This window comes from Streptomyces sp. NPDC050147 (genome assembly GCF_040660195.1).
Taxonomy (GTDB): domain Bacteria; phylum Actinomycetota; class Actinomycetes; order Streptomycetales; family Streptomycetaceae; genus Streptomyces.
Genome location: NZ_JBFALJ010000009.1, coordinates 163653 through 184109, shown reverse-complemented (window position 1 = coordinate 184109; position 20457 = coordinate 163653). Strand labels below are relative to the sequence as shown.

At 70.8% G+C, this 20457-nt stretch carries 20 protein-coding genes and 1 pseudogene; 10 read left to right on the top strand and 11 right to left on the bottom strand.

Features of this window, described 5'->3' with window-relative positions; all coding sequences use genetic code 11:
• Positions 1-95: 95 nt before the first annotated feature.
• Entirely contained in the window at positions 96-737 is a 642-nt protein-coding gene (locus tag AB0I94_RS16710) for a PadR family transcriptional regulator (RefSeq protein WP_363310299.1), read from the bottom strand.
• Between the two features lie 42 nt (positions 738-779).
• Here AB0I94_RS16710 and AB0I94_RS16705 point away from each other — a divergent pair, with 42 nt between their 5' ends.
• Entirely contained in the window at positions 780-1427 is a 648-nt protein-coding gene (locus AB0I94_RS16705) for a VOC family protein (protein ID WP_363310298.1), read from the top strand.
• A gap of 64 nt (positions 1428-1491) precedes the next feature.
• On the opposite strand, the gene AB0I94_RS16700 is transcribed toward AB0I94_RS16705, so the two are convergent.
• From AB0I94_RS16700 to AB0I94_RS16690, 3 genes are all read right to left on the bottom strand, one after another.
• Entirely contained in the window at positions 1492-2037 is a 546-nt protein-coding gene (locus AB0I94_RS16700) for a DinB family protein (protein ID WP_363310297.1), read from the bottom strand.
• Positions 2038-2164: 127 nt separating this feature from the next.
• Positions 2165-3622: an aldehyde dehydrogenase family protein gene (locus AB0I94_RS16695; RefSeq protein ID WP_363310296.1), complete on the bottom strand. Its 1458-nt coding sequence runs from the start codon at positions 3620-3622 to the stop codon at positions 2165-2167.
• A 61-nt stretch (positions 3623-3683) separates the two neighbouring features.
• A complete protein-coding gene (locus AB0I94_RS16690; RefSeq protein ID WP_363310295.1) occupies positions 3684-4547 on the bottom strand; it encodes a helix-turn-helix transcriptional regulator in 864 nt (287 codons plus the stop codon).
• Between the two features lie 328 nt (positions 4548-4875).
• Between AB0I94_RS16690 and AB0I94_RS16685 the strand changes: the two genes are divergently transcribed.
• Positions 4876-5361 carry an ATP-binding protein gene (locus AB0I94_RS16685; RefSeq protein WP_363310294.1) on the top strand — a complete coding sequence of 162 codons (486 nt, stop codon included), beginning with the start codon at positions 4876-4878 and terminating at the stop codon, positions 5359-5361.
• Positions 5362-5412: 51 nt separating this feature from the next.
• On the opposite strand, the gene AB0I94_RS16680 is transcribed toward AB0I94_RS16685, so the two are convergent.
• The 5 genes from AB0I94_RS16680 to rpmG form a co-directional block, all read right to left on the bottom strand.
• On the bottom strand, positions 5413-5652 hold the full coding sequence (locus AB0I94_RS16680; protein ID WP_363310293.1) for a DUF397 domain-containing protein: 240 nt from the start codon (positions 5650-5652) through the stop codon (positions 5413-5415).
• 254 nt (positions 5653-5906) lie between these two features.
• A complete protein-coding gene (rpsR, locus tag AB0I94_RS16675) occupies positions 5907-6146 on the bottom strand; it encodes a 30S ribosomal protein S18 (protein WP_363310292.1) in 240 nt (79 codons plus the stop codon).
• Positions 6147-7358 carry a GTP-binding protein gene (locus AB0I94_RS16670; protein WP_363310291.1) on the bottom strand — a complete coding sequence of 404 codons (1212 nt, stop codon included), beginning with the start codon at positions 7356-7358 and terminating at the stop codon, positions 6147-6149. It abuts the gene before it with no gap.
• Between the two features lie 53 nt (positions 7359-7411).
• Positions 7412-7657, bottom strand: coding sequence for a type B 50S ribosomal protein L31 (locus tag AB0I94_RS16665; protein ID WP_363310290.1), 246 nt, complete (start codon positions 7655-7657; stop codon positions 7412-7414).
• 4 nt (positions 7658-7661) lie between these two features.
• On the bottom strand, positions 7662-7826 hold the full coding sequence (gene rpmG / locus AB0I94_RS16660; protein WP_003999141.1) for a 50S ribosomal protein L33: 165 nt from the start codon (positions 7824-7826) through the stop codon (positions 7662-7664).
• Positions 7827-7938: 112 nt separating this feature from the next.
• Between rpmG and rpmB the strand changes: the two genes are divergently transcribed.
• The 3 genes from rpmB to AB0I94_RS16645 all read left to right on the top strand — a co-directional run bounded on the left by rpmB (position 7939) and on the right by AB0I94_RS16645 (position 9119).
• The gene (rpmB, locus tag AB0I94_RS16655) at positions 7939-8175 is read left to right on the top strand and encodes a 50S ribosomal protein L28 (protein ID WP_363310289.1); all 237 of its coding nucleotides are present in this window, start codon (positions 7939-7941) and stop codon (positions 8173-8175) included.
• A complete protein-coding gene (rpsN, locus tag AB0I94_RS16650) occupies positions 8175-8489 on the top strand; it encodes a 30S ribosomal protein S14 (RefSeq protein WP_363310288.1) in 315 nt (104 codons plus the stop codon). The genes rpmB and rpsN overlap by 1 nt, the downstream gene beginning before the upstream one ends.
• A gap of 84 nt (positions 8490-8573) precedes the next feature.
• Complete coding sequence (locus AB0I94_RS16645; protein ID WP_363310287.1) at positions 8574-9119, top strand: hypothetical protein; 546 nt, start codon at positions 8574-8576, stop codon at positions 9117-9119.
• 9 nt (positions 9120-9128) lie between these two features.
• Here AB0I94_RS16645 and AB0I94_RS16640 read toward each other — a convergent pair whose 3' ends face one another.
• Together AB0I94_RS16640 and AB0I94_RS16635 are read right to left on the bottom strand one after the other, a co-directional pair.
• Positions 9129-11432 carry an FUSC family protein gene (locus AB0I94_RS16640; protein ID WP_363310286.1) on the bottom strand — a complete coding sequence of 768 codons (2304 nt, stop codon included), beginning with the start codon at positions 11430-11432 and terminating at the stop codon, positions 9129-9131.
• A gap of 539 nt (positions 11433-11971) precedes the next feature.
• On the bottom strand, positions 11972-13315 hold the full coding sequence (locus tag AB0I94_RS16635; protein ID WP_363310377.1) for a DUF2786 domain-containing protein: 1344 nt from the start codon (positions 13313-13315) through the stop codon (positions 11972-11974).
• A gap of 113 nt (positions 13316-13428) precedes the next feature.
• Between AB0I94_RS16635 and AB0I94_RS16630 the strand changes: the two genes are divergently transcribed.
• From AB0I94_RS16630 to AB0I94_RS16610, 5 genes and pseudogenes are all read left to right on the top strand, one after another.
• Positions 13429-14217 carry an ABC transporter ATP-binding protein gene (locus AB0I94_RS16630; RefSeq protein WP_363310285.1) on the top strand — a complete coding sequence of 263 codons (789 nt, stop codon included), beginning with the start codon at positions 13429-13431 and terminating at the stop codon, positions 14215-14217.
• Entirely contained in the window at positions 14217-16448 is a 2232-nt protein-coding gene (locus AB0I94_RS16625; RefSeq protein WP_363310284.1) for an ABC transporter permease, read from the top strand. Before AB0I94_RS16630 ends, AB0I94_RS16625 begins: the two co-directional genes overlap by 1 nt.
• 461 nt (positions 16449-16909) lie before the next feature.
• Positions 16910-17308, top strand: coding sequence for a hypothetical protein (locus tag AB0I94_RS16620; protein ID WP_363310283.1), 399 nt, complete (start codon positions 16910-16912; stop codon positions 17306-17308).
• An 85-nt stretch (positions 17309-17393) separates the two neighbouring features.
• A complete protein-coding gene (locus tag AB0I94_RS16615) occupies positions 17394-18182 on the top strand; it encodes a response regulator transcription factor (RefSeq protein ID WP_363310282.1) in 789 nt (262 codons plus the stop codon).
• Positions 18172-20313, top strand: a pseudogene (locus AB0I94_RS16610) (ATP-binding protein); the annotation flags it as partial. The gene AB0I94_RS16615 and the pseudogene AB0I94_RS16610, both read left to right, overlap by 11 nt.
• Positions 20314-20457: the final 144 nt, after the last annotated feature.

Genomic DNA, 20457 nt, shown 5'->3' with positions numbered 1-20457 from the left:
AAACTTGACTACAAGCCCAACGCGAAGGAAGGTATCCCCGAATCCAGGATTAGTCAAACTTGATCAGCGGCGCGAGTCCACCGGGTCGAAGGGGCTCAACGACCATCCTCCGCGTGCGTCTCCCCGGTCGCGTACGGGTTCTCCTCGCCCTCGGCGAGAACGGCGACGAACGGCTCGCCCTCCCCCGCGAACGTGTACGCCCCGCCCTCGATCCGCTCGATCAGGCCCCGCGTCCACTCCACACCGCCGTCGGCCGTGTGAACCCAGAGGTTCATGATCTCGCCGATGTGCCCGAGCCGCTCCGGGCCATCCTCGGGCGTGTAGTACTCGGTCACGGACCTGCGCCACTCCTCGATGCCGCGCACCCGCTGCTTCAGCAGGTCGACCGCCTCGTCGCGCGGCAGGTCGACGATGAAGCCGAGGGCCGCGGAGAGCATGTCCGGGCGCTGGTCGTACGAGACGAGGTTCGAGCGGAGCAGGTTCAGGAACTCCTCGGTGCCCGCCGGGGTGATCTCGTACTCCGTGCGCGGTGGGCCGCCCGCCGTCGACGGGGCGATCTCGTGCGCGAGCAGCAGGCCCTGCTTGGCCATCTGCTTCAGCGCGTGGTAGATCGAGCCGGGCTTGGCGTTGGACCACTCGTGGGCGCCCCAGTACTCCAGGTCGTTGCGCACCTGATAGCCGTGGGCCCGTCCGTGCTGGCGGACGGCGCCGAGGACAAGGAGTCGGATCGCCGACATCAAAGCCACCTCCCTCTAATCAACTTTGATTAGAGTACCGGTATGGCCGAGACAATGATCCCTCTCCTCCCCTGTCACGAACTCGACGAGACCCTCGACTTCTACAAGGCCGTCGGCTTCGAGGTGACCTTCTACCAGAAGGCACCCAATGCGTTCGCCGCGGTGCGGCGCGACGACATGGAGCTGCAGTTCTTCCGGCTCAAGGGCTACGACCCGCAGACCTCCTACAGCACCTGCTACGTCGTGACCGACCGCGTGGACGCCCTCCACGAGGCCTTCCGCGCCGGGCTCAAGCAGACCCTCGGGCGGATACCGACCCGCGGCCTGCCCCGCATCGGGAAGGTGGCGGACATGAGCTACGGCGTACGACAGTTCCTGATGACGGACCCGGCGGGCAACTGCGTACGCGTCGGGCAGCCCATCGCCGACTCCTTCGAGCACGCGCCGGTACCGAAAGAGAGGTATGCGCGCGCCCTGCACCAGGCCACCCTCCTCGGCGAGTCCAAGCAGGACCACGCGGCCGCCGCCCGCATCATCGACCACGCCCTCGCGGCCGACGGCACCCCCACCCCCGCCCAGCTGCGGGAGCTGTACGCCCTGCGGGCCGAGATGGCGGCGCAGCTCGGCGACGAGGAGCAGGAGGCGCGGTTTCTGGAGCTGGCCGCCACAGCCGCACCCGACACCCCCTGACCCGGGAAACCGCGAACCCAGGCCCCAGACCCCAGCCCCCCCCCTAGGGCCCGTCTGACGGGCCCTAGCCCCAGCTCTCGCCGCGCTCCAGGGCCACCAGCTCGAAGGCGGTCTTGCCGTCGAGGGTCTCGCGGATGATGTCGGCATGCCCCGAGTGCCGGGACATCTCGGTGATCAGGCGCAGCAGCACCCACCGCATCGACACGTCCTCCTTCGGGAACCACGGCTCGTCCGGAAGCGCGAAGGTCTCGTCGAGCGTGGGCCGGGAGCGGATGAACTCCTCCGTCCGGTCCGCGACTTGGCGCCAGTACGCGAGCGTGGACTCGACCGTCTCGTCCTCGGTCAGACGGAAGCACTCGTCCCAGTTCGCCTCGGTGCGCTCGATGGCGGGGGCGACGCCCATGGCCCGCGAGATCCAGCTTTCCTCGACCTCCGCGACATGCTTGAGCAACCCGGAGAGCGAGAGCTCGCCGGCGCTGGGCTTGGTGGCCGCCTGCTCGTCGGTCAGGCCGATCAGGGACCGCCGGATGCCGCCGCGCTCCGCGTCGAGGAAAGCGAGCAGGGCGCCGCGCTCGTCGCCGGGGGCCTCTGCGTTGACGTGGGTGACCATGGGGTCCGCCTCTCTGCGAGAACCAGTTGGAGCCTGCCGGGTTTTCCGACACCACGAACGCTACGGACCCTTGCGGTCAGGTTCTGTCCGCAAGGGTCCGGGGGTTCACGCCGTACGAGGGGAGCCGTCAGAAGGGGAAGCGTGAGCGACCGTGCTGCACCGAGATCCACTTCTGGCTCGTGAACGCCTCCACCGTCGAGTCGCCGTTCAGGCGGCCGACGCCCGAGTTCTTCTCGCCGCCGAAGGGCACGATCGGCTCGTCGTGCACGGTGCCGTCGTTCACGTGGAACATGCCGCTGTTGACCCGTCGTGCGAATCGCACGCCGCGCTCGACGTCGGCGGTGTGGACGGCGCCGCTGAGCCCGTACGGGCTGTCGTTGGCGATGCGTACGGCCTCTTCCTCGCCGTCGAAGGGCACGAGCAGCGCCACCGGGCCGAAGATCTCCTGCCGCAGGGCGGGAGAGTCGGGCGGCAGGTCCGTCAGGACGCTGGGCGCCACCAGATTGCCCTCGGTGCGGCCGTGCAGCAGCGCCTTCGCGCCCGCGGCCACCGTCTGGTCGACGAGCTTCGTCACCGCTTCCGCCTGCGAGGAGTTGATCAGCGGGCCGATGTGGGTCGCCGGGTCCGCCGGGTCGCCGACTTTCAGGGAGGCGACCTTCGTGACGAACTTGTCGGTGAACTCCGCCTCCAGCGACCGGTCCACGAGGATGCGGTTGGCGGCCATGCAGACCTGGCCCTGGTGCACGAAGCGGCTGAAGACCGCCGCGTCCACGGCGTAGTCGATGTCCGCGTCGTCCAGGACGACGAGCGCGCTGTTGCCGCCGAGCTCCAGGACGGAGCGCTTGAAGTGCGAGGCGCAGACCGTGGCGACATGGCGGCCCACGCGATCCGAGCCGGTGAAGGAGATGACGCTCGGCACCGGGTGCTCGATGAACGCGTCATTGATCTCGGCGATGTCGGTGATGACCACGTTCAGCACGCCGGCCGGCAGGCCCGCGTCCTCGAACACCTTCGCGAGGAGGCTGCCGCCCGTCACCGGGGCGTTCTGGTGGGGCTTGAGCACCACCGCGTTGCCGAGTGCCAGCGCGGGGGCGACGGTCTTGGTGGAGAGCAGGAGCGGGAAGTTGAACGGGCTGATGGCTCCGACCACGCCCACCGGCTCGCGGTAGAGGCGGTTCTCCTTGCCCTCGCCGGGCGACGGCAGGATGCGCCCCTCGGCCATCAGCGCGAAGTTCACCGACTCGCGCAGGAATTCCTTGGTGAGGTGGATCTCGAAGGCGGCCTTGAGCCGGGTGCCACCCAGCTCGGCGACTATCGCCTCGGATATCTCTTCCTCGCGGTCCTCGATGATGCGCAGGGCGCGCTCGAAGACCGCGCGCCGGGCGTAGGGGCTGGTCGCGCCCCACGCCTTCTGCGCGCGTTCGGCCGCTCGGTAGGCCTGGTCCACTTCGTCGGCGGTCGCCACGGTGATCGACGCCAGCTTCTCCCCGTTGTACGGATTGAAGTCGATGATGTCCCAGGAGCCGGAACCGGCCTTCCACTCACCGTCGATGTACTGGTGAGCCAGGTCAGTAAAGAAGGACATGAGACCCCTTGCCGCAGACAGACGGTGCTGACACCTGATTTCACGCCATCGTACTGACGAGTCACGTCAGTTGGAGCAGACCTCGCAGGAGATCACGACTATCGGCCGGATTCGGGCTGTCGCTCTGCAGCTCGCCCACCACCCGCTCGTACTGGCCGACTTCCTCGGCCTTGTCGAGGTACAGGGCTCCCGTCAGCTGCTCTACGTACACGACGTCCGAGAGGTCCGATTCCGGGAAGCGCAGCATGGTGAACGCTCCGCTTTCGCCCGAGTGCCCACCGAAACTGAACGGCATGACCTGAAGGGTGACATTCGGCCGTTCTGAGATGTCGATCAGATGCTGGAGCTGACCGCGCATCACTTCCCTGTCCCCGTACGGGCGACGGAGCGCCGCCTCGTCGAGTACGCAGTGGAAGCGCGGGGCGCGCTCGGAGATGAGGAGCTTCTGGCGTTCGAGGCGCAGGGCGACGCGGCGCTCGATCTCCGCCTTGCTCGCGCCCTTCATGCCGCGCGCGACGACCGCGTGGGCGTACGCCTCAGTCTGCAACAGACCGTTGACGAACTGGACTTCGTAGACGCGGATCAGCGATGCGGCGCCTTCGAGGCCCACGTACGTCTGGAACCAGCCTGGCAGGACGTCCGAGTAACTGTGCCACCAGCCCGCGAGGTTGGCCTCCTTGGCGAGTGACAGCAGCGCCACTCGCTCGACCTCGTCGGTGACGCCGTACAGCGTCAACAGGTCCTCGACGTCTCTGGACTTGAAACTCACCCGTCCCAACTCCATGCGGCTGATCTTCGATTCGGAGGCTCGGATCGAGTAGCCGGCCGCTTCACGGGTGATGCCGCGCGATTCCCTCAGGCGCCTGAGTTGCGAGCCAAGGAGCATGCGCCGTACGACCGAGCCGCTCGACTCCCCTGCGGTCACTTCGCTCAATCCTCCCCATCACTTGGAAGCCAGCAGTCTGCCATTAAACGCATCAGGCCGTACTCGTCCGGTTACAGAAATGGAAAGCCTTCGGAAGTCCTCCACAAGAAGTCGTAGGAAGAAATGGGCAAGAAGTGGCACGGGATCGACCAAGTCCGGCGCGTGCACGTGCATCTGCCCTTGCATCTGCTGTACGCATTCGGAACCATGGTCCGCGCGCCACCACTGTTCACCGTCGCACCGAGCTGTACCGATGCGTCGCGGCGCCGCTGTACCGACCGCACCACCGCTCCATCGCTATGTACCGCGAAACCGGGGAGTGCCTCGCATGGGGACGAATGGATCGACCATGCTCGAGCCGTTACGGCAGGGGCTTCCCCCACTCGACCCCTCAGCCGTCTCCAGCGCCGCGTCCTGCTCGCTGCCCGCCCGCTACGAAGCGGTGGGCAGCGCACGGCAGTTCACCCGCACGACGCTGTGTCAGTGGGAACTGGATGAACGCTTCGACGACATCGCCCTCGTCGTCTCCGAACTCGTCACCAACGCCCTCAGACACGCGCTGCCGTCGGACACCCCGCGCGACCACGGCCCGCCGGTGCGGCTGCACTTGATGCGCTGGACCTCACGCCTGGTGTGCGCGGTGCGCGACCCCAGTGACGACAGTCCGGTCGCGCGCGAGTCCGACGACGACTTCTCGGCCGAGTCGGGCCGCGGCCTGTTCCTCGTGGACTCGTTCAGCGACAGCTGGGGCTGGCACCCGCTCGCGGGCGCGCTGCGGGGCAAGGTCGTGTGGGCGCTGTTCCAGCTGGTTTAGCGGCGGTCGGCGGTCGGCCGCCGACCGCCGCACGACATCCGGGGCAGCGGGCTAGCCACCTATCAGGTGGTCGAACTCCCCGGCCTTCATTCCGATCAGCATGGACTCGATCTCGGCGCGCGTGTAGACCAGCGCCGGACCGTCCGGGAACCGCGAGTTGCGTACGGCGACGTCGCCGCCCGGCAGTTTCGCGAACTCCACGCAGGCTCCCTGCGAGTTGCTGTGCCTGCTCTTCTGCCAGACCACCCCGTGAAGCTCTGTGGCAGCCATGCCGTTAAACACGTGATGCACAGTCGCTCCCCGGTGGTGCAGTGCCTGGTGTGGCTCTAGATCGCTCTAGATGCAGTGGTCAACTGTCCCGGATCATAGCTGTGTTCACATGCGGATGCATGGGCAGATGCACGTGCACGCGGGGTGCTCTCTTGGTTACAGCTCTGTCAGCACCTGTCTGCGCCTGCCCAGGGCCCCGCATGCCATGCGAACACCACCCCGCACTAAGGAGAGACGCATATCGCGCCCGTCGTGTTCCATGTCGGCGACACGAGTCAGCGCGCCGAGCCGTAAGGGAGCAACGCCATCTCCCGCGCGTTCTTGATCGCGCGGGCCAGCAGCCGCTGCTGCTGCGCGGAGACCCGGGTGACCCGCCGGGAGCGGATCTTCCCCCGGTCGGAGACGAACTTGCGGAGCAACTCCGTGTCCTTGTAGTCGATGTACGTGACCTTCGCCTGGTCCAGAGGGTTGGGGCGCGGCTTCTGCTCGCGGCCGGACGGCTTGCGCGGGGACATTCAGACCTCCAGGAGAGTGTCGAAGGCAGGGGGCAGGTTTTTCCAGGCGGCGCGCCCGGCGGCGTACTCCTCGTCCGTCAGGAGGCAGGACTCCAGGACCTCTTCGAGGCCCTCGCGGTCCAGGCCGGGCGAGACGAAGACCAGGTGCTGGCAGCAGTCGCCGTGCTCGGGATGCCAGTCGAGCGCGGCGGCGGCCCGCCGTACGGGCGGCACCATCTCCCACGCGGCGTCGGGCAGCGAGGCCAGCCACGGTCCCGCGCTCTCCACGCACAGCGCGCCGCCCGCCGCGTCCCAGCCGAGCAGCGTGTCCGGGTGGTCGGCGAGCCAGAACCGCCCGCGGCTGCGGGCCGCCGCGCAGGTCAGATCCTCAAGCGCCTGGTAGAGCCGCTCCGGGTGGAAGGGCCGGTCCCGGTGCCACACGAGGGTGGCGACCCCCGCCTCGTCGGCGTCGGTCGGCAGCAGCGCGCAGGACGGGTGCTGGGCCGCGGCCGCCGCCTCGACGTCGAATCCGGCGAGCGCGGCACCCGCCAGGTCCCCATGACCGCTGATCGGGACCTGACGGGCGGTCGGGTGGAGCTGGGCGAGGAGCGCGCGGTCCTCGTCGTCGGCCTCGGGAGAGTCCGCGACGGCGAGGACCGGGGCGTATTCCAGCTGCCGCGCCCAGGTGTCGGCGACCGTGCGCTGATCCGTGGTGGCCGCGGCGAGCCCGGCCTCCATCAGGTCGTCGCCGTTGCCGAGGCAGGGCAGCATCAGCGCCGGGTCGACGGCCGTGATCACGCCGGTCAGGCGCAGCTTCCCGTGTCCGTGCCCGTGCTCCGTTTCGTGCGCCTGCTCCGTGTCGTGGGCGTGCTCCGTCTCGTGGGCGTGCGCCGTGTCGTGTGCGTGTGCGGCGATGACCTCGGCCATCGCCTTCGGCTCGACGGAGTCCCACAGCTCCACGATCGCGAGCCGCGTCAGACCGGAGTCCGCGAGCCGTTCGAGCTCGGGCACGAGGTCCTCGCGCAGGGCGCAGCAAGCACAGTCGTTGACCAGCGGCGCCTCGCCGGAGGAGAGCACTCCGCCGACGTCGCGCACCGTCCGCACGACGGTGCCGTGCACGGCCGTCGCCAGGTCGTGGTGGAGCGCCACGCTCCCCGGCACGGTGGCCAGGAGCCGCTCGACGGCCGCCTTACGGGCCTCCGAGTGAAGCCCGCCGACAATCGCGACGTCCATTGTTCCGTCTGTTCGGTTGCCGGGGTCCGACCGGCCTTCAGGGCTCACCGGGTTCACCGCGCGCCGTAACGGCGCTCGAAGCGCTCCACGCGGCCCGCGGTGTCCAGGACCTTGGCCGTACCCGTGTAGAAGGGGTGGCTCGCCGAGGAGACCTCGACGTCGATGACGGGGTAGGTGCGCCCGTCCTCCCACTCGACCGTCTTGTCGCTGGTCGCGGTGGAACCGGTGAGGAAGGCGAAGCCGGCGGACTTGTCGCGGAAGACGACGGGGCCGTACGGCGGGTGGATGTCCTTGCGCATGGGGTCAGCGCTCCTCTCGGAAATCGACGTGGCGCCCGACGACCGGGTCGTACTTGCGCAGCGTCATGCGGTCGGGGTCGTTACGGCGGTTCTTGCGGGTCACGTACGTGTAGCCGGTTCCGGCTGTGGACCGGAGCTTGATGACGGGGCGGAGTTCGTTGCGAGCCATGGCGCTAGTGTATGAAAATGAATCCCGTTTTCAAAACGGTTCCATGAGGGCCTGCGGGGACACCACCACGGGACCCCGGGGCCCCTTCCCCACGACCGAGAGGTGCGTCACCATGTCCGCCCACTGCCAGCTGACCGGCGCCAAGCCGGGCTTCGGCAACCAGATCTCCCATTCGCACCGGCGCACGTCACGCCGGTTCGACCTCAACGTCCAGCGCAAGCGGTACTGGCTGCCGAGCGAGGGCCGCTACGTACGGCTGCGGCTCAGCGCCAAGGGCATCAAGACCGTCGACACCATCGGCATCGAGGCCGCCGTCGCCAGGATCCGTGCGCGTGGGGTGAGGGTCTGATGGCCAAGAAGAGCAAGATCGCGAAGAACGAGAAGCGGCGCGAGATCGTCGCGCGGTACGCCGTGCGGCGGGCCGAGCTGAAGGAGATCCTCCGCAGGCCCGCGACCGGCGCGGCCGACGAGGCCGAACGACGTGCGGCTCAGGCCGAGTTGGCTCGGCAGCCGCGGGACGCGAGCGCGACGCGCGTACGCAACCGGGACAGCGTCGACGGCCGCCCGCGCGGATACGTCGGGAAGTTCGGCCTCTCCAGGGTGAAGCTGCGTGACCAAGCGCACGCCGGATTCCTCCCCGGGGTGCGCAAGTCGTCCTGGTAGCTTGGCGCGCGATTCAGCGTGATCCAGCGCGATTCAGGGACCTGGTCGAGCGTCATGTTTCGAGCGTCATGTAGGGGGATTTCAGTGCGCACGCACGTCCGGAACGTACGTATCGGGGCCGCGGCGGCGGGTCTTGTCGCCGCCCTTGTCCTGACCGGTTGCAGCAGTGACGGCGGCGACGGGGACGAGGGCAAGGACAAGGGCTCGGCGGGTTCCTCCGCCGGGGCCGAGGGTTCCGGCGGGTCCGATGGCTCCGATGGCTCCGATACACCGGACGGGGGCGACGCGGACTCCGGTGCCGACTCCGGTGCCGACTCCGGTGCGGAGGACGGCAGCTCCGAGGGAAGTTGGGTCGCCACCGCCGACGGGAATCCGCTGGCGCTGGTCATCGCCGGGAAGCAGGCGACGCTGCTCGGCGAGAACGTCCTGTGCAGCGGGACCGCCGGTGCCGAGACGATCCGGCTCAAGTGCGCCAAGGGGGACTCGGACCGCACCGAGGGCACGGTCGAGTCGGTCAACGGGACATCGATGACGGTCTCCTGGCAAGGCGCGGGCAAGGATCAGTTCACCAGAACCAAGGGCGGAAAGCTGCCGGAGGGGCTGCCTACGGCGGGACTGCCGCAGTCCTGAACCGCGCGGTCAGCGGGCCGTGGGACCTCGACCTCGATCGGGGCCCTGCGGCCCGCTGTCTTTTGGCGCGGTGGGGTCTGGTGGTGGGGTGGGGGCCGCCGGTGGGGTGGGGCCTTTTGGTGCGGTGGGGTTCGCCGGAGCGGCGGGGTCCGGTTGCGTGGTTGTTTCCGAGCCGTCCACCAGCATCGGTGGCCGTGCCGTGTCCAGGGCGTCCGACAGTTCCTCGAGCGTCGTCAGGAGGAGGCCCGCTCCCTTACGTACGACCCGGTCGGGCACGCCCTCGCCGTCCCACTCGTCGAGGGCCTTACGGACGGCTTCCCACTTCGGCACCCGGCGCTCGCGTACGGCCTTCGCGCCCTCTTCGGTCGACTTGCGCAGAGCCTGCGCGAGGCGTTCGGCCGCGGGGACGGGGGTGGCGTCGCTGTCCGGGAGGTGGGCCTCCATCAGCATGGCCACGCGGCCGAGTTGGGCGAGGGCGTCCTCGGCGTCGGCGGCCGCGGCCCGGGAGAGGCCGCGGTGGCGTACGGGCTCGTTCTTCGCGCGGGCTCCTGCCTCCTGCCAGGCGACGCGGGCGTCCCGGGCGGCCAGGAGCGCCTCGCGGACGTCCGGGCACGAGCTGCCCGCGGGGTCGGCGTAGCGGGTGACGACGGCCGCGGCGTAGCGGCCGTCCGCGATCAGCCAGTCGGCGAGGCGGTTGCGCAGGCGCGGGGTCTCCCAGGCCGGATACACGGCGTACGCGATCATCGCGAGGACGCCGCCGAGGAGCGTGAGCACGACGCGTTCCGGCACCGTCTGCGTCCACTGCTCGCCGCCCATGCCGAGCAGGAACACGACGTACGCGGCGACGCAGGCCTGGGCCGCGACCTGGCCCGTGCGCATCAGGAGGTACATCATCCCGGCGCAGAGCACGGCGAGCGCCGCGGAGGGGCCGGTGCCGGGGTGCGCCAACTGCACCACGCCCGTGGCCAGGGCGACGCCCACGAGCGTGCCGCCGAAACGGGCCACCGCGCGGGAGTACGTCTGCGAGAAGTCCGGGCGCATCACCATCACGGAGGCCATGGGAGCCCAGTAGCCGTGGCCGAGGGGAAGCCAGGTGCCGAGGAGGTACCCCGCGGCGGCCACCGCGGTGACGCGGATCGCGTGGCGGGTTACGGGGGATTCGTGGCGGCGGCGGAGTTCGGCCCTCATTGCGCGGAGGGCGGCGGGGAGGAGGGCGGGGAAGGTTGGGCGTAGGAGGGGGGTGGGTGTGGGTGTGGGTGTGGGTGTGGGTGTGGGGGCGGGGGTTGCGGCCTGGGTGGAGGGCTGGGTGGGTGGTGGTGTTTCGGCGGGGAGGCCGCCCGCGGTTTCGACCACGTCGCGCAGGAGCGCGGCCAGGCGTTTCGCCGCTCTCTGCGCCGGACCCGTGAGGATCGCACCGGTGTCCGGGGTCCGCAGGGTGGACACGGCCCCGGGCGGGATCTTCACCGGTTCGCCCTGCCGGATCGCCCGGGCCGCGGCGTCCAGGATCGCGCCCGAGGCGGCCATGATCTCGCGTACGCGGTCGCGTTCGGGGCCCTCCCCCGGTACGCCCACCGCGGGGTCGGCAAGCGAGGCGAGCACCGGGCGGATGCGTTCCGCCACGCCGCGGGCGCCGTGGAGTTCGGCGGGGCGGGTGCGGGCCTGGCGCGGGGTGATGGTCGCCGCGTCGCGGGCCGCCATCAGGGGCTCCGGGTCGAAGTCGGCGTGGGGGTCGTGGCGGAGGCGGCGGGCGTAGTCGGCCTCGGCCGCGAGCGCGTCGGCGAGGGCGTCCCGGTGGGCGCCCCATCTGCGTACGGGGAACAGGACGACGAGGGCGGCCTGTACGGCACCGCCCACCACCATCATCGCGGCGTGGCCGGCCGCGGCGGCGACGGAGCCGGGGAGGGTGACCGTGACCAGCATGATCGCGACGTTGGACGAGGCGATGATGCCGATGGTCGGGCCCGCGGCCCAGCTCAGGCCCGAGAGGAAGGTCCAGAGGGAGAGCAGGGCGAGGAAGAGGAGGAGGTGGGAGCCGGTGAGGTAGCCGAGGAAGGTGGAGACGGCGAGGCTCGTGCCGGAGGCCAGGGCCAGCTCCGGGCGGGGGCGCCAGCTGCGTTGGAAGGTGGCGATGGCTGCCTGGAAGGCGCCGAATGCCGAGCTGGCGGCCACGGCCGGTCCGAAGAGGGCGAGGCTCAGGCCGATGACGACCGCGAGACCGGCTGCGCCGCGGAGCGCGATCAGGGGCTCAAGCCGCTTCCGCTCGACGGTCAGCCCCGAGCGGCTGGTCTCCTTCAGGGCTCGAAGCCAGGTCACTCTGTGATGATACGGGGCATTTGGGGCCTGGGCTGCGGGGTGGGGCTTGGGCTGGGTGCGGGGCCGGGTGGGGCTGGTGTGGGTGCGGGGCTGGTTCGTCTGTGGGGCGGGGCCGCGCCGGTGTGTCCGTCCTCGCTATCGTCCGGTGGCCGTGGGGTTGCTTCGGCACCGGAGCGCCGCGAGCCGTGCTCCGGGCGGACAAACCGACACGACCCCTCACGTCTCGCCGCCGACTACCGACGCGCGGGGGCCGGCCCCCAGAAGGCTGCGGGGCAATCGGGCGGGTGGGCGGGAAGGCCTGTTCGTCCAGGTCGCGCTGCGGGGCAATCGGGCGGGTGGGCGGGAAGGCCTGTTCGTCCAGGGGGCACTGCGGGGCAAACGGGCAGGTGGGCGGGAAAGGCCTGTTCGTCCAGGGGGCACTGCGGGGCAAACGGGCAGGTGGGCGGGGAAGGCCTGTTCGTTCAGGTGTTGCGGGTGGGCGGGGAAGGGGCTGTTCGTTTGCTGGGGGTACCCGAAGCCCCAGGGAGTGGGACGCGGCCCTACGGGAGGCGGTGCCTGCCCGGGGCCATGTGCGCCGCGTCCGCCGCCGCCGTGCCATGCGTCCAGCCCTCGCGATCCGTCCCGCCCCGTACCCGGGTGGTCGTCGTCTCAGGGAACATCCGCTCGGCGTGAGACGTGACGGCCACGTCCCTGGCGGCCAGGACGGGCAGCAACTCTCTCGCGTCCGGGGACTCCACGGTGACGTCCTCCGCCGCCGCGGCCAGGCGCGCGCCGAGGCGGTTCGCGTACGCGAGCAGGAAAGCCTGACGGAACGCCTTCGTACGCTTCCGGCCACCCGCCCGCTGCCCCGCCTCGGCCTTCGTCATCGCCGCCGTCCCCTGCACGAGGAGGGAGGTGTGGAGGAGTTCGACCACTTCCAGGTCGGGTTCGAAGCCGACGACGGTCGAGAAGCCGTACGCCTCGTTCCACACCGCGCGGCAGCGGTTCGCCGTGGCCACCGCGTCCAGGAGGATCGCCTTCGCCGTCTCGTACGGGGCGTCCACTCCGATGCGGCAGGCGCCCGGAGTGTTCTTGGCGTGGGTACGGGACGCGAGCAGCGCCTCGTCGATGGTGTGCCTGGCCATCAGCTCCTGCGCCTTGGCGGTGAGCGCCTCCGCCTCCTCGGGGAATCCGGTGGCCTCGGCCTTGGCCAGGAGGGCACGGATACGGGTGAGGATGCGAGGCTCCTCGCGGCCGGGGACCGGGGGCGCGTGGAACGGGGTGCCGGGGGTGGGACCGACGGGCTCGACCGCCGGGAGGCGCAGGAGGAGGCGGTAGAGGGCGAGGGTGGTGGTGACCTGGGAGAACCGGTCCGGCTTCGGGCCTGACGGGGATGAGCGTTCCGGGCCGGGATCGGTCTGGGACGATCGGTTCGACCGGGAACCTGCCGAGGACGATCGGTCTCGGCCCGCGCTGCCCGAGGAGGATCGCCCGCGGCTGGACCCGGCCCGGGACGAGCCGTCCGGCCCGGCACCGGCCGAGGACGAGCCCTCCCCGCCGGGCCCGGCCTGGGGGGCGAGCTCGGCCAGTTGCGCGCGCCAGCGGGGCGGGAGCGTATCGCCGTATCGCCTGGTCTCCGTGATGATCAACTCGGCGGCCAGCTTGGTCTGCTGCGTACGGTCGACGCCGTGGGCGATGTCGTCCCGCGCGCGCCCGACCATGCGTATGACGTCCGCCGGCTGCCAGCCCCGCTCCCACGCCCGGCGCACCAGCTCCTCGCCCCTGCGCCACAGCTCCGCGTCGGCCTCCGGTGCGGCCGCGAGGAGGGACGCGCCGGTGTCGAGGCCCTCGTCGCCGTCCGCGTACAGCGCTGCCGCGAACGCCTTGTCGATCACTTCTGTCACGTCGGTCACCTCTGTCACCGGTTCATCCCTCCGTCAAGGGTATGGCTGGCCCTACCCCCAGGACGCCCCCCAGTGGTCGTGCCCGGCGGGGCCGTGCGCGATTGGGTTGAGTCATGACCACAACTGCCGTACGGCTCACCGCCGTCCGCCGCCTCTACCGTGACGTGACCGCCCTCGACGGCGTCGACCTCGCGATGGGCGCCGGTACCTTCACCGCGATCATGGGCCCTTCCGGCTCCGGCAAGTCGACGCTCCTGCAGTGCGCTGCCGGGCTCGACCGGCCGACGTCCGGGTCGGTCGAGGTGGGCGGCACGGAGCTGACCCGGCTGAGCGAGCGGCGGCTGACCCTGTTGCGGAGGGACCGCATCGGCTTCGTCTTCCAGTCCTTCAACCTCCTTCCGTCACTGACCGCCGCCCAGAACGTCGCCCTGCCGCTACGGCTCGCGGGCCGCAGGCCCTCGCGTACGCAGGTGGCGGACGCGTTGGGCCGAGTGGGCCTCGGCGACCGCGCCCGGCATCGGCCGGGCGAGCTTTCGGGCGGCCAGCAACAGCGGGTGGCACTGGCGCGAGCCCTCGTCACCCGCCCTGCCGTCCTGTTCGGCGACGAGCCCACCGGCGCCCTGGACACGACGACCAGCCGTGAAGTGCTGTCGCTGTTGCGGGAGTTGGTGGACGGGGAAGGGCAGACGACCGTGATGGTGACGCATGATCCCGTGGCGGCGTCGTACGCGGACCGGGTGGTGTTCCTGGTGGACGGGCGGGTGGCCGATGAGGTGCTCGCGCCGGAAGCGGGTGAGGTGGCCCGGCGGATGGCGGGGCTTGAGCGGGGGCTGGAGGGGCAGCAGGGCGCTGGGCGGTCCACCGTCGCGGGTACGGAATCGGCGATCGTGGGTGGTCTGTGATGTTTTTCGCTTCTCTTCGTAGTCGCTGGGTCGGCCTTATCGGTGCGTTCGTCGCTGTTGCACTCGGCGTGGCTCTCACCGCCGCGATGGGGCTCGGGCTGGCCTCGACGTTCAGTGCGCCGGAGCGGGAGCCGGTGCGGTTCGCCGGGTCACCGGTGGTTGTCATGGGCCAGAACACCCTGACCGTCCCGGTGAGACGCGGCCCGGACAACGCTCACGTATCAAAGCCGCTCGCTCATCCACACCCTGTGGATATCAAACTCCTGCGCGAGCTTCGACGCCTCGGACCGGTCCGGCTGGACGGGGCGAAAAGAGACGCGGTGGGGGTGGATGCCCCGGTTGATGAGGTGCGGGAAGTCGTCGGGGCTCGGGCGCGCGTCCTGACCGGGGGCGATCGGCGGCTCGCCGATCCGGAGCCGGGTGGGGTCACCCCTGGTCGAGCGGGGTCGAGGGCTGGGGGAAGTGACGCGGAGGCCTTGGTGGCGGTGAACTCGTTCCTGGGGACGGCGGGCGGGGTGTCCGCGTTCGTGTCCGTTTTCGTCACCTCGTCCACCTTCGCCTTCGTCGTCGCCCTGCGGCGGCGGGAGTTCGGGCTGCTGCGGATGGCCGGAGCGACGCCGGGGCAGGTACGCAGGACGCTGCTCGCGGAGGCGCTCGCGGTGGGAGTCGCCGCCTCCGGGGCCGGGTGCGTACTGGGAGCCTGGGGCGCGCCGGTGCTTGCCGAGGCCCTGGTGGACGCGGAGATCGCTCCGGAATGGTTCGCGATCGGCGGGGCGGTCTGGCCTTACCACCTCGCTTTCTGGGTCGGGGTGACGGTGGCCTTCTCGGGGGCCTGGATCGCCTCCCGGCGGGCGGGGCGCGTGGGTCCCGTCGAGGCGCTGCGGGACGCGTCCGTCGATACCGGAGTCATGCCGTGGAGCCGGCGCATCGTGGGGGGCGCGCTGCTGGTGGCGGGGCTCGGGCTGCTGGCCTGGACGCTGTGGAGTGATCCGTCCGCGCTGATGAAGCGGAAGACGTACACGACCCAGCCGATGATCCTGATCACCGCGCTCGCCGCGCTCACTCCGCTTCTCGTACGTCCCGTCCTGCGCACCGTCCGCCTCCCCGGCGCGATCGGACTCCTGATCCGCGAGAACTCCGCGGCATCCGTGCGCCGCACCGCCGCCATCGCCGCGCCGGTCCTGGTGACGGTGGCTCTCGCGGGCTCGCTGCTCGGCTCGGCGGAGACCGCGGGTGAGGCGCGGGCGGCGGAGGCGCGGCAGCGTACTGCGGCTGAACTGGTCGTGACGGGGGCCGGTTTGGAGAAACCGGAGCTGGTGGGCGAGGTCGACGGGGTGGCGGTGGCCGCGTCGTCCGCGACCACCGCCGTGTTCGTACGGGAGGAAGGCACGGCGCTCATCCGGTCGGAGGCACGAGCCGTGAGCGACCCGGCGGCGTTCGCCTCGGTCTCACGGCTTCCGGTGGTGGCCGGGGACGTACGCGATCTCGACGACCGGTCGATCGTCGTCAACGAGGAGTGGGAGCGGCGGCGGGTCGGCGAGTGGGTCGGTGTCTGGCTCGGGGACGGCAGACCTGCGCGGCTGCGGATCGTCGCGGTGCTCGCTCGCGGGACCGGGGACAACGGGGCGTACGTCACGTCGGCGAACGCGGGGGCCGGTGCGGCGGTGGACCGCGTCGACGTGGGGCTGCGGGACGGGGCTGAGCGGGGCGCGGTGGCTGGTGCGGTGGAGGGTGCGGTGGAGGATGCGGTGGCTGGTGCTCTGCGGGAGCGTGGCGGGGGTGAGGCGGGGTTCCGGGTGCGGTCGGCGGAGGAATGGCTGGCCGACACGCACCCGGCGACGAAGCCGCAGACGCGGCTCGGGCTGCTGATGCTGCTGGGCATCGCGTTGGCCTACACGGCGATCTCCCTGGCGGGCACCCTGCTGATGGCGACATCGATACGGGGTCCTGAGCTGCGCTCGCTGCGGATGGCGGGGGCGACAGGGTTGCAGGTCCGGCTGGTCGTGGCCGGGGAGTCCCTGCTGGCGGTGGCCGTTGGCGCGGTCCTTGGCCTGGCGGTGACGCTGCTCAACCTGGGCGCGTTGAGCGCGGGGCTGGCACGGCTGTCGGCGCCGGCGGGCGTGTCGGTGCCGTGGGGGATGGTGGGGTTGGTTGTGGGGGTTTGTGTGGTTGTGGGGGTGGGGGTGGGGGTGTTGGGGGTGCGGCGGCGCGGGGGTTGCGGCGGCGCTTAGGGCGGGGCGGGTGTGTGGGTGTGTGTGGGCTGGGGCGGCTTCCGTTCGTCTGTGGGGCGGGGCCGCACCGGTATGTCCGTCCTCGCTATCGTCCGGTGGTCGCCGGGTTGCTTCGGCACCGGAGCGCCGCGAACCGTGCTCCGGGCGGACAAACCGGCACGTCCCCTCGGGTCTCGATGCCGGGTGCGGGTCTGAGGGCCTGCCCGTCCTCTTATCCCTGCCAAGAAGTCCCGGCACCGCGGGGCAATCGGGTGGGTGGGAGGGAAAGGATTGTTCGGTCAGGGGTGGATGCCGGGCAATCGGGTGGGTGGGAGGGAAAGGTCTGTTCGGTCAGGGGTGGATGCCGGGAGATCGGGTGGGTGGGTGGGAAAGGTTTGTTTGTTCGTTTAGAGGTGCCTGCGGAGTGGCGGGAGTGAGGGAGGCCCGTGTCGCCGCCGCGTCAGGGGTGCAAGGATGCCGCGATGAGTGATGACAGTGCTGCCGCTTACGTTCGCTTCGAGTCACCCGTGCGCCATCCGCGGGGGCACTACCCCGGGGTGTTCGTTCTCGTCAATGGGCTTGCCCGAGAAGGGAAGTTGTCGCCGGAGCAGGAGCGGTTCCGGCGGGCCAACAACGACTGGTACGACGCCGCGTACCCGACCCCGTCGAAGGTCGACCCCACCGTGTACGACCACGACGTGACACCTCACGCCGTCGCCTGGTTCAAGGCCACCGCCACCCATCTCATCGAGCGCGTACCCGGATATCTGGAGATTCTTCAGGCGCACGGGATCGAGTGCCGGGTGGTGCGGTCCTCCGATCCTGGGCGGGTTGTCTACGAGGACCAGTTCCAGGTCGTGGTCGTGCCTCACGAGGCGTAGGCGGCCTGGCGGGAGTTATGAGGATCCTGTCAGGCCGCTGTCCGATTCCGGTCAGGCCCGTACCGCCCCGCATATGCTCCACACCATGTGCGCTTTTGTCCTGGTCGCGGAGGATGACGAGAAACAGGCCGAGCTGGTCCGCCGCTATCTGGAGCGCGAGGGCCACACGGTCGCCGTCGTCCACGACGGGCGCGCCGCGATCGACGAAGTGCGGCGCAGGCCGCCTGATCTGCTCGTGCTCGACGTCATGATGCCGCGCGTCGATGGGCTCGGAGTCACCCGCGTCCTGCGGGGCGGTAGTTGGAACGGGGTTGGCGCGGTCGGCGGGATTCCGATTCTGATGCTCACCGCCCGTTCCACCGAGGACGATCTGCTGCTCGGCCTCGATCTCGGCGCCGACGACTATCTGACGAAGCCGTACAGCCCGCGCGAGCTGATGGCCCGCGTCCGTACGCTGCTGCGGCGCTCCCAGGGCACGCACCATCCCGTCGTCGAGGGCGGCGAAGCCGCGCCGCGTGTGCTGCGCGTGGGTGGGCTCACCGTCGATCCGGTGCGGCACGAGGTGACCGTCGACGGGCGGCTCGTCGAGTGCACCCCGGGGGAGTTCGAGCTGCTCGCGGCGCTGGCGGCGGAGCCTGAACGGGCGTTCACACGGCCCCAGCTGCTCGATCGTATTCATGGGTCGTCCGGGTACATATCGGTGCGCACCGTCGACGTACACGTACTGAATCTGCGCAAGAAGATCGAGGTCGACCCGCGCAGGCCGCGCCATCTGGTGACGGTCTTCGGCGTCGGGTACAAGCTCACGGGTGCGTCCTTCGGCACGGCGCCCTCCGGAGCCCCCCTCGGGGCGGCGGCGCGTCGTGGCGCGTGACATACCGTTCCGCAAGAGCCTGTTGCCTCGGCTGCTCGCTGTTTCCGTGCTCGTCTCCATCGTGTCGATCGCCGCCACCGCCTGGCTCGCCGCGCAGACCACCTCCGGCGCCATCCGGCAGGAACAGGGGCAGGTGCTCGCCGATGACGCGCGCGTCTACGACGAGTTGCTCGGTCTCGCGGCCGGTGCGCCGGGGTGGCGGGGCGCCGAGAAGGCCGTGCGGGAGCTTGCCCGGCAGACAGGTCGGCGTATCACCCTGACCACCCAGGACCGTGCCGTCATCGCCGACTCGCGAAGCGCGGACGGCAAGGACGGCGTGAGGGGCAAGGACGGGAAGGCCGGCGGGGGCGGCGCCGAGCTGCCTGCCAAGGCCTCGGCCGTCGTCGATCCGCTCGCCGTCGACGGGGCGCTCACCGCCGGCGCGGGTGACGCGAACGCCGCGGCCGGCGGCCAGGACCGTATCGATCCGCGCGCGGTCGGGCCCTTCCTGTTGCCGGCGCGGGAGCGGAAACAGCTGACGGAGGTGGCCGCGAGCGTCGTGAGCTGCATGCACGACTTCGGGGTCTCCGCCCACGCCGTGCCGGGACCCAGCGGGCGTCCCCGTGTCGAGGCCCCCAACGATCCGTCCCAGATCCTCGACTCCGCCTGTCGCGATTACCGGCTCGACATGCCCACCCGTACGGAGAGCAAGGCGCTCGAACGGCTCAACGAGCTCACCAACGCGTGCCTTCGGCGCGGGGACGCCCCGCCCGTCAAGATCGGGCTCGACCTCACGTGGTGGCAGTCGGTGGGAGTGGTGGACCGTCGATCCGGGCGCTTCGTCCCCACCGAAACGGATCCGCCCACCAAAACGGATCCGCCCACCAAAACGGATCCGCCCACCAAAACACCTGCGCCCGCCGAAAAGCCCCCGGCCACCGGAAAAGCCCCGGAGTCGGCGGACCGGGCCGAGCCAAGTGTCTCCGCCGAGCCGGGCGGCGGCCCTCCCGAGGAGGCGCCTACGAGCACCCCCGCAAAATCGCCGCACCCCACCGAGCCGATGGCCGGCGTCGCCCGCGTCGGCGGTGAGTTCGACACCAAGACCGCCGCCTGCGTCGGCAGCGCCCGGCGCGAGCAGCTCGGGCCGTACGTCTCGGCGCCCGCGCTCCTCTTCGTCACCACCTCCGACGGTTCGCGCACGGCGGCGGCCCGCGCGGGCGAGACCTCGGGATTCAGCCTCTCCGGGGCCAACACCACCCGGCTCGCGGGCCTCTCCGCGGGCATCCTCGCGGTGACCGTCGCCGTGACGGCCTTTGCCGCGAGCCGGCTGACCCGCCCGCTGCGGGCGCTGACCACCGCGACACAGCGGATGAAGACGGGCGAGGCGGCCGAGCCCGTCAACGCGCGCTCGGCGGGATCGGCGGGGGAGATCCGTCAACTGGCCGACGCCTTCAATGACATGGCCGCGCACCGCAAGGCCTTGGAGGACCAGCGCCAGGCCATGGTCAGCGACGTCGCGCACGAGCTGCGTACGCCGTTGTCCAACATCCGGGGCTGGCTGGAGGCGGCCGAGGACGGCGTGGTCGCCACCGATCCGGAACTGGTGTCCTCGCTCCTCGAAGAGGCCGTGCTGCTCCAGCACATCGTCAACGACCTGCAGGATCTCGCCGCCGCCGACGCCGGTACCCTCCGGCTGCACCGCGAGCCCGTGCACGCGTCCGACGTCGTGGACCAGGTCGCGGCGGCGCACCAGGCGGGTGCCGAGGCGGCGGGCGTACGGCTGAGCGCGACGACGCTCGGCGATCCCTGCTTCACCGCCGATCCGCTCCGGCTGCGGCAGGCCATCGGCAACCTGGTCTCCAACGCGATCCGGCACACCCCGGACGGCGGCAGCGTCACGATCAGCTGCCGGGCCACGCCCGACGCGGTGGTGGTGGAGGTCGCCGACACCGGTACCGGCATCGCCCCCGACGACCTGGCGCATGTCTTCGACCGCTTCTGGCGCGCCGACAAGTCGCGTACACGGTCGACCGGCGGCAGCGGGCTCGGCCTGGCGATCGTCCGGCAGCTGGTGGAGGGGCACGGCGGGACGGTGACGGCGCGGAGTACGCCGGGGGAGGGTGCGGTGTTCACGGTGCGGGTGCCCTCGGAATGAGGGGCGCGGGTGCGACGAGGGACGGCGAGGGTCCCCACCGAGGGGTGTTATCGGGGAGGCGTTACCGAGGGATACGGTGTCGGTGCGGCATCGCGGGGTTCGCTGACGTGAGCGAATGGTGGGCGAACCGTGAGCAACTGG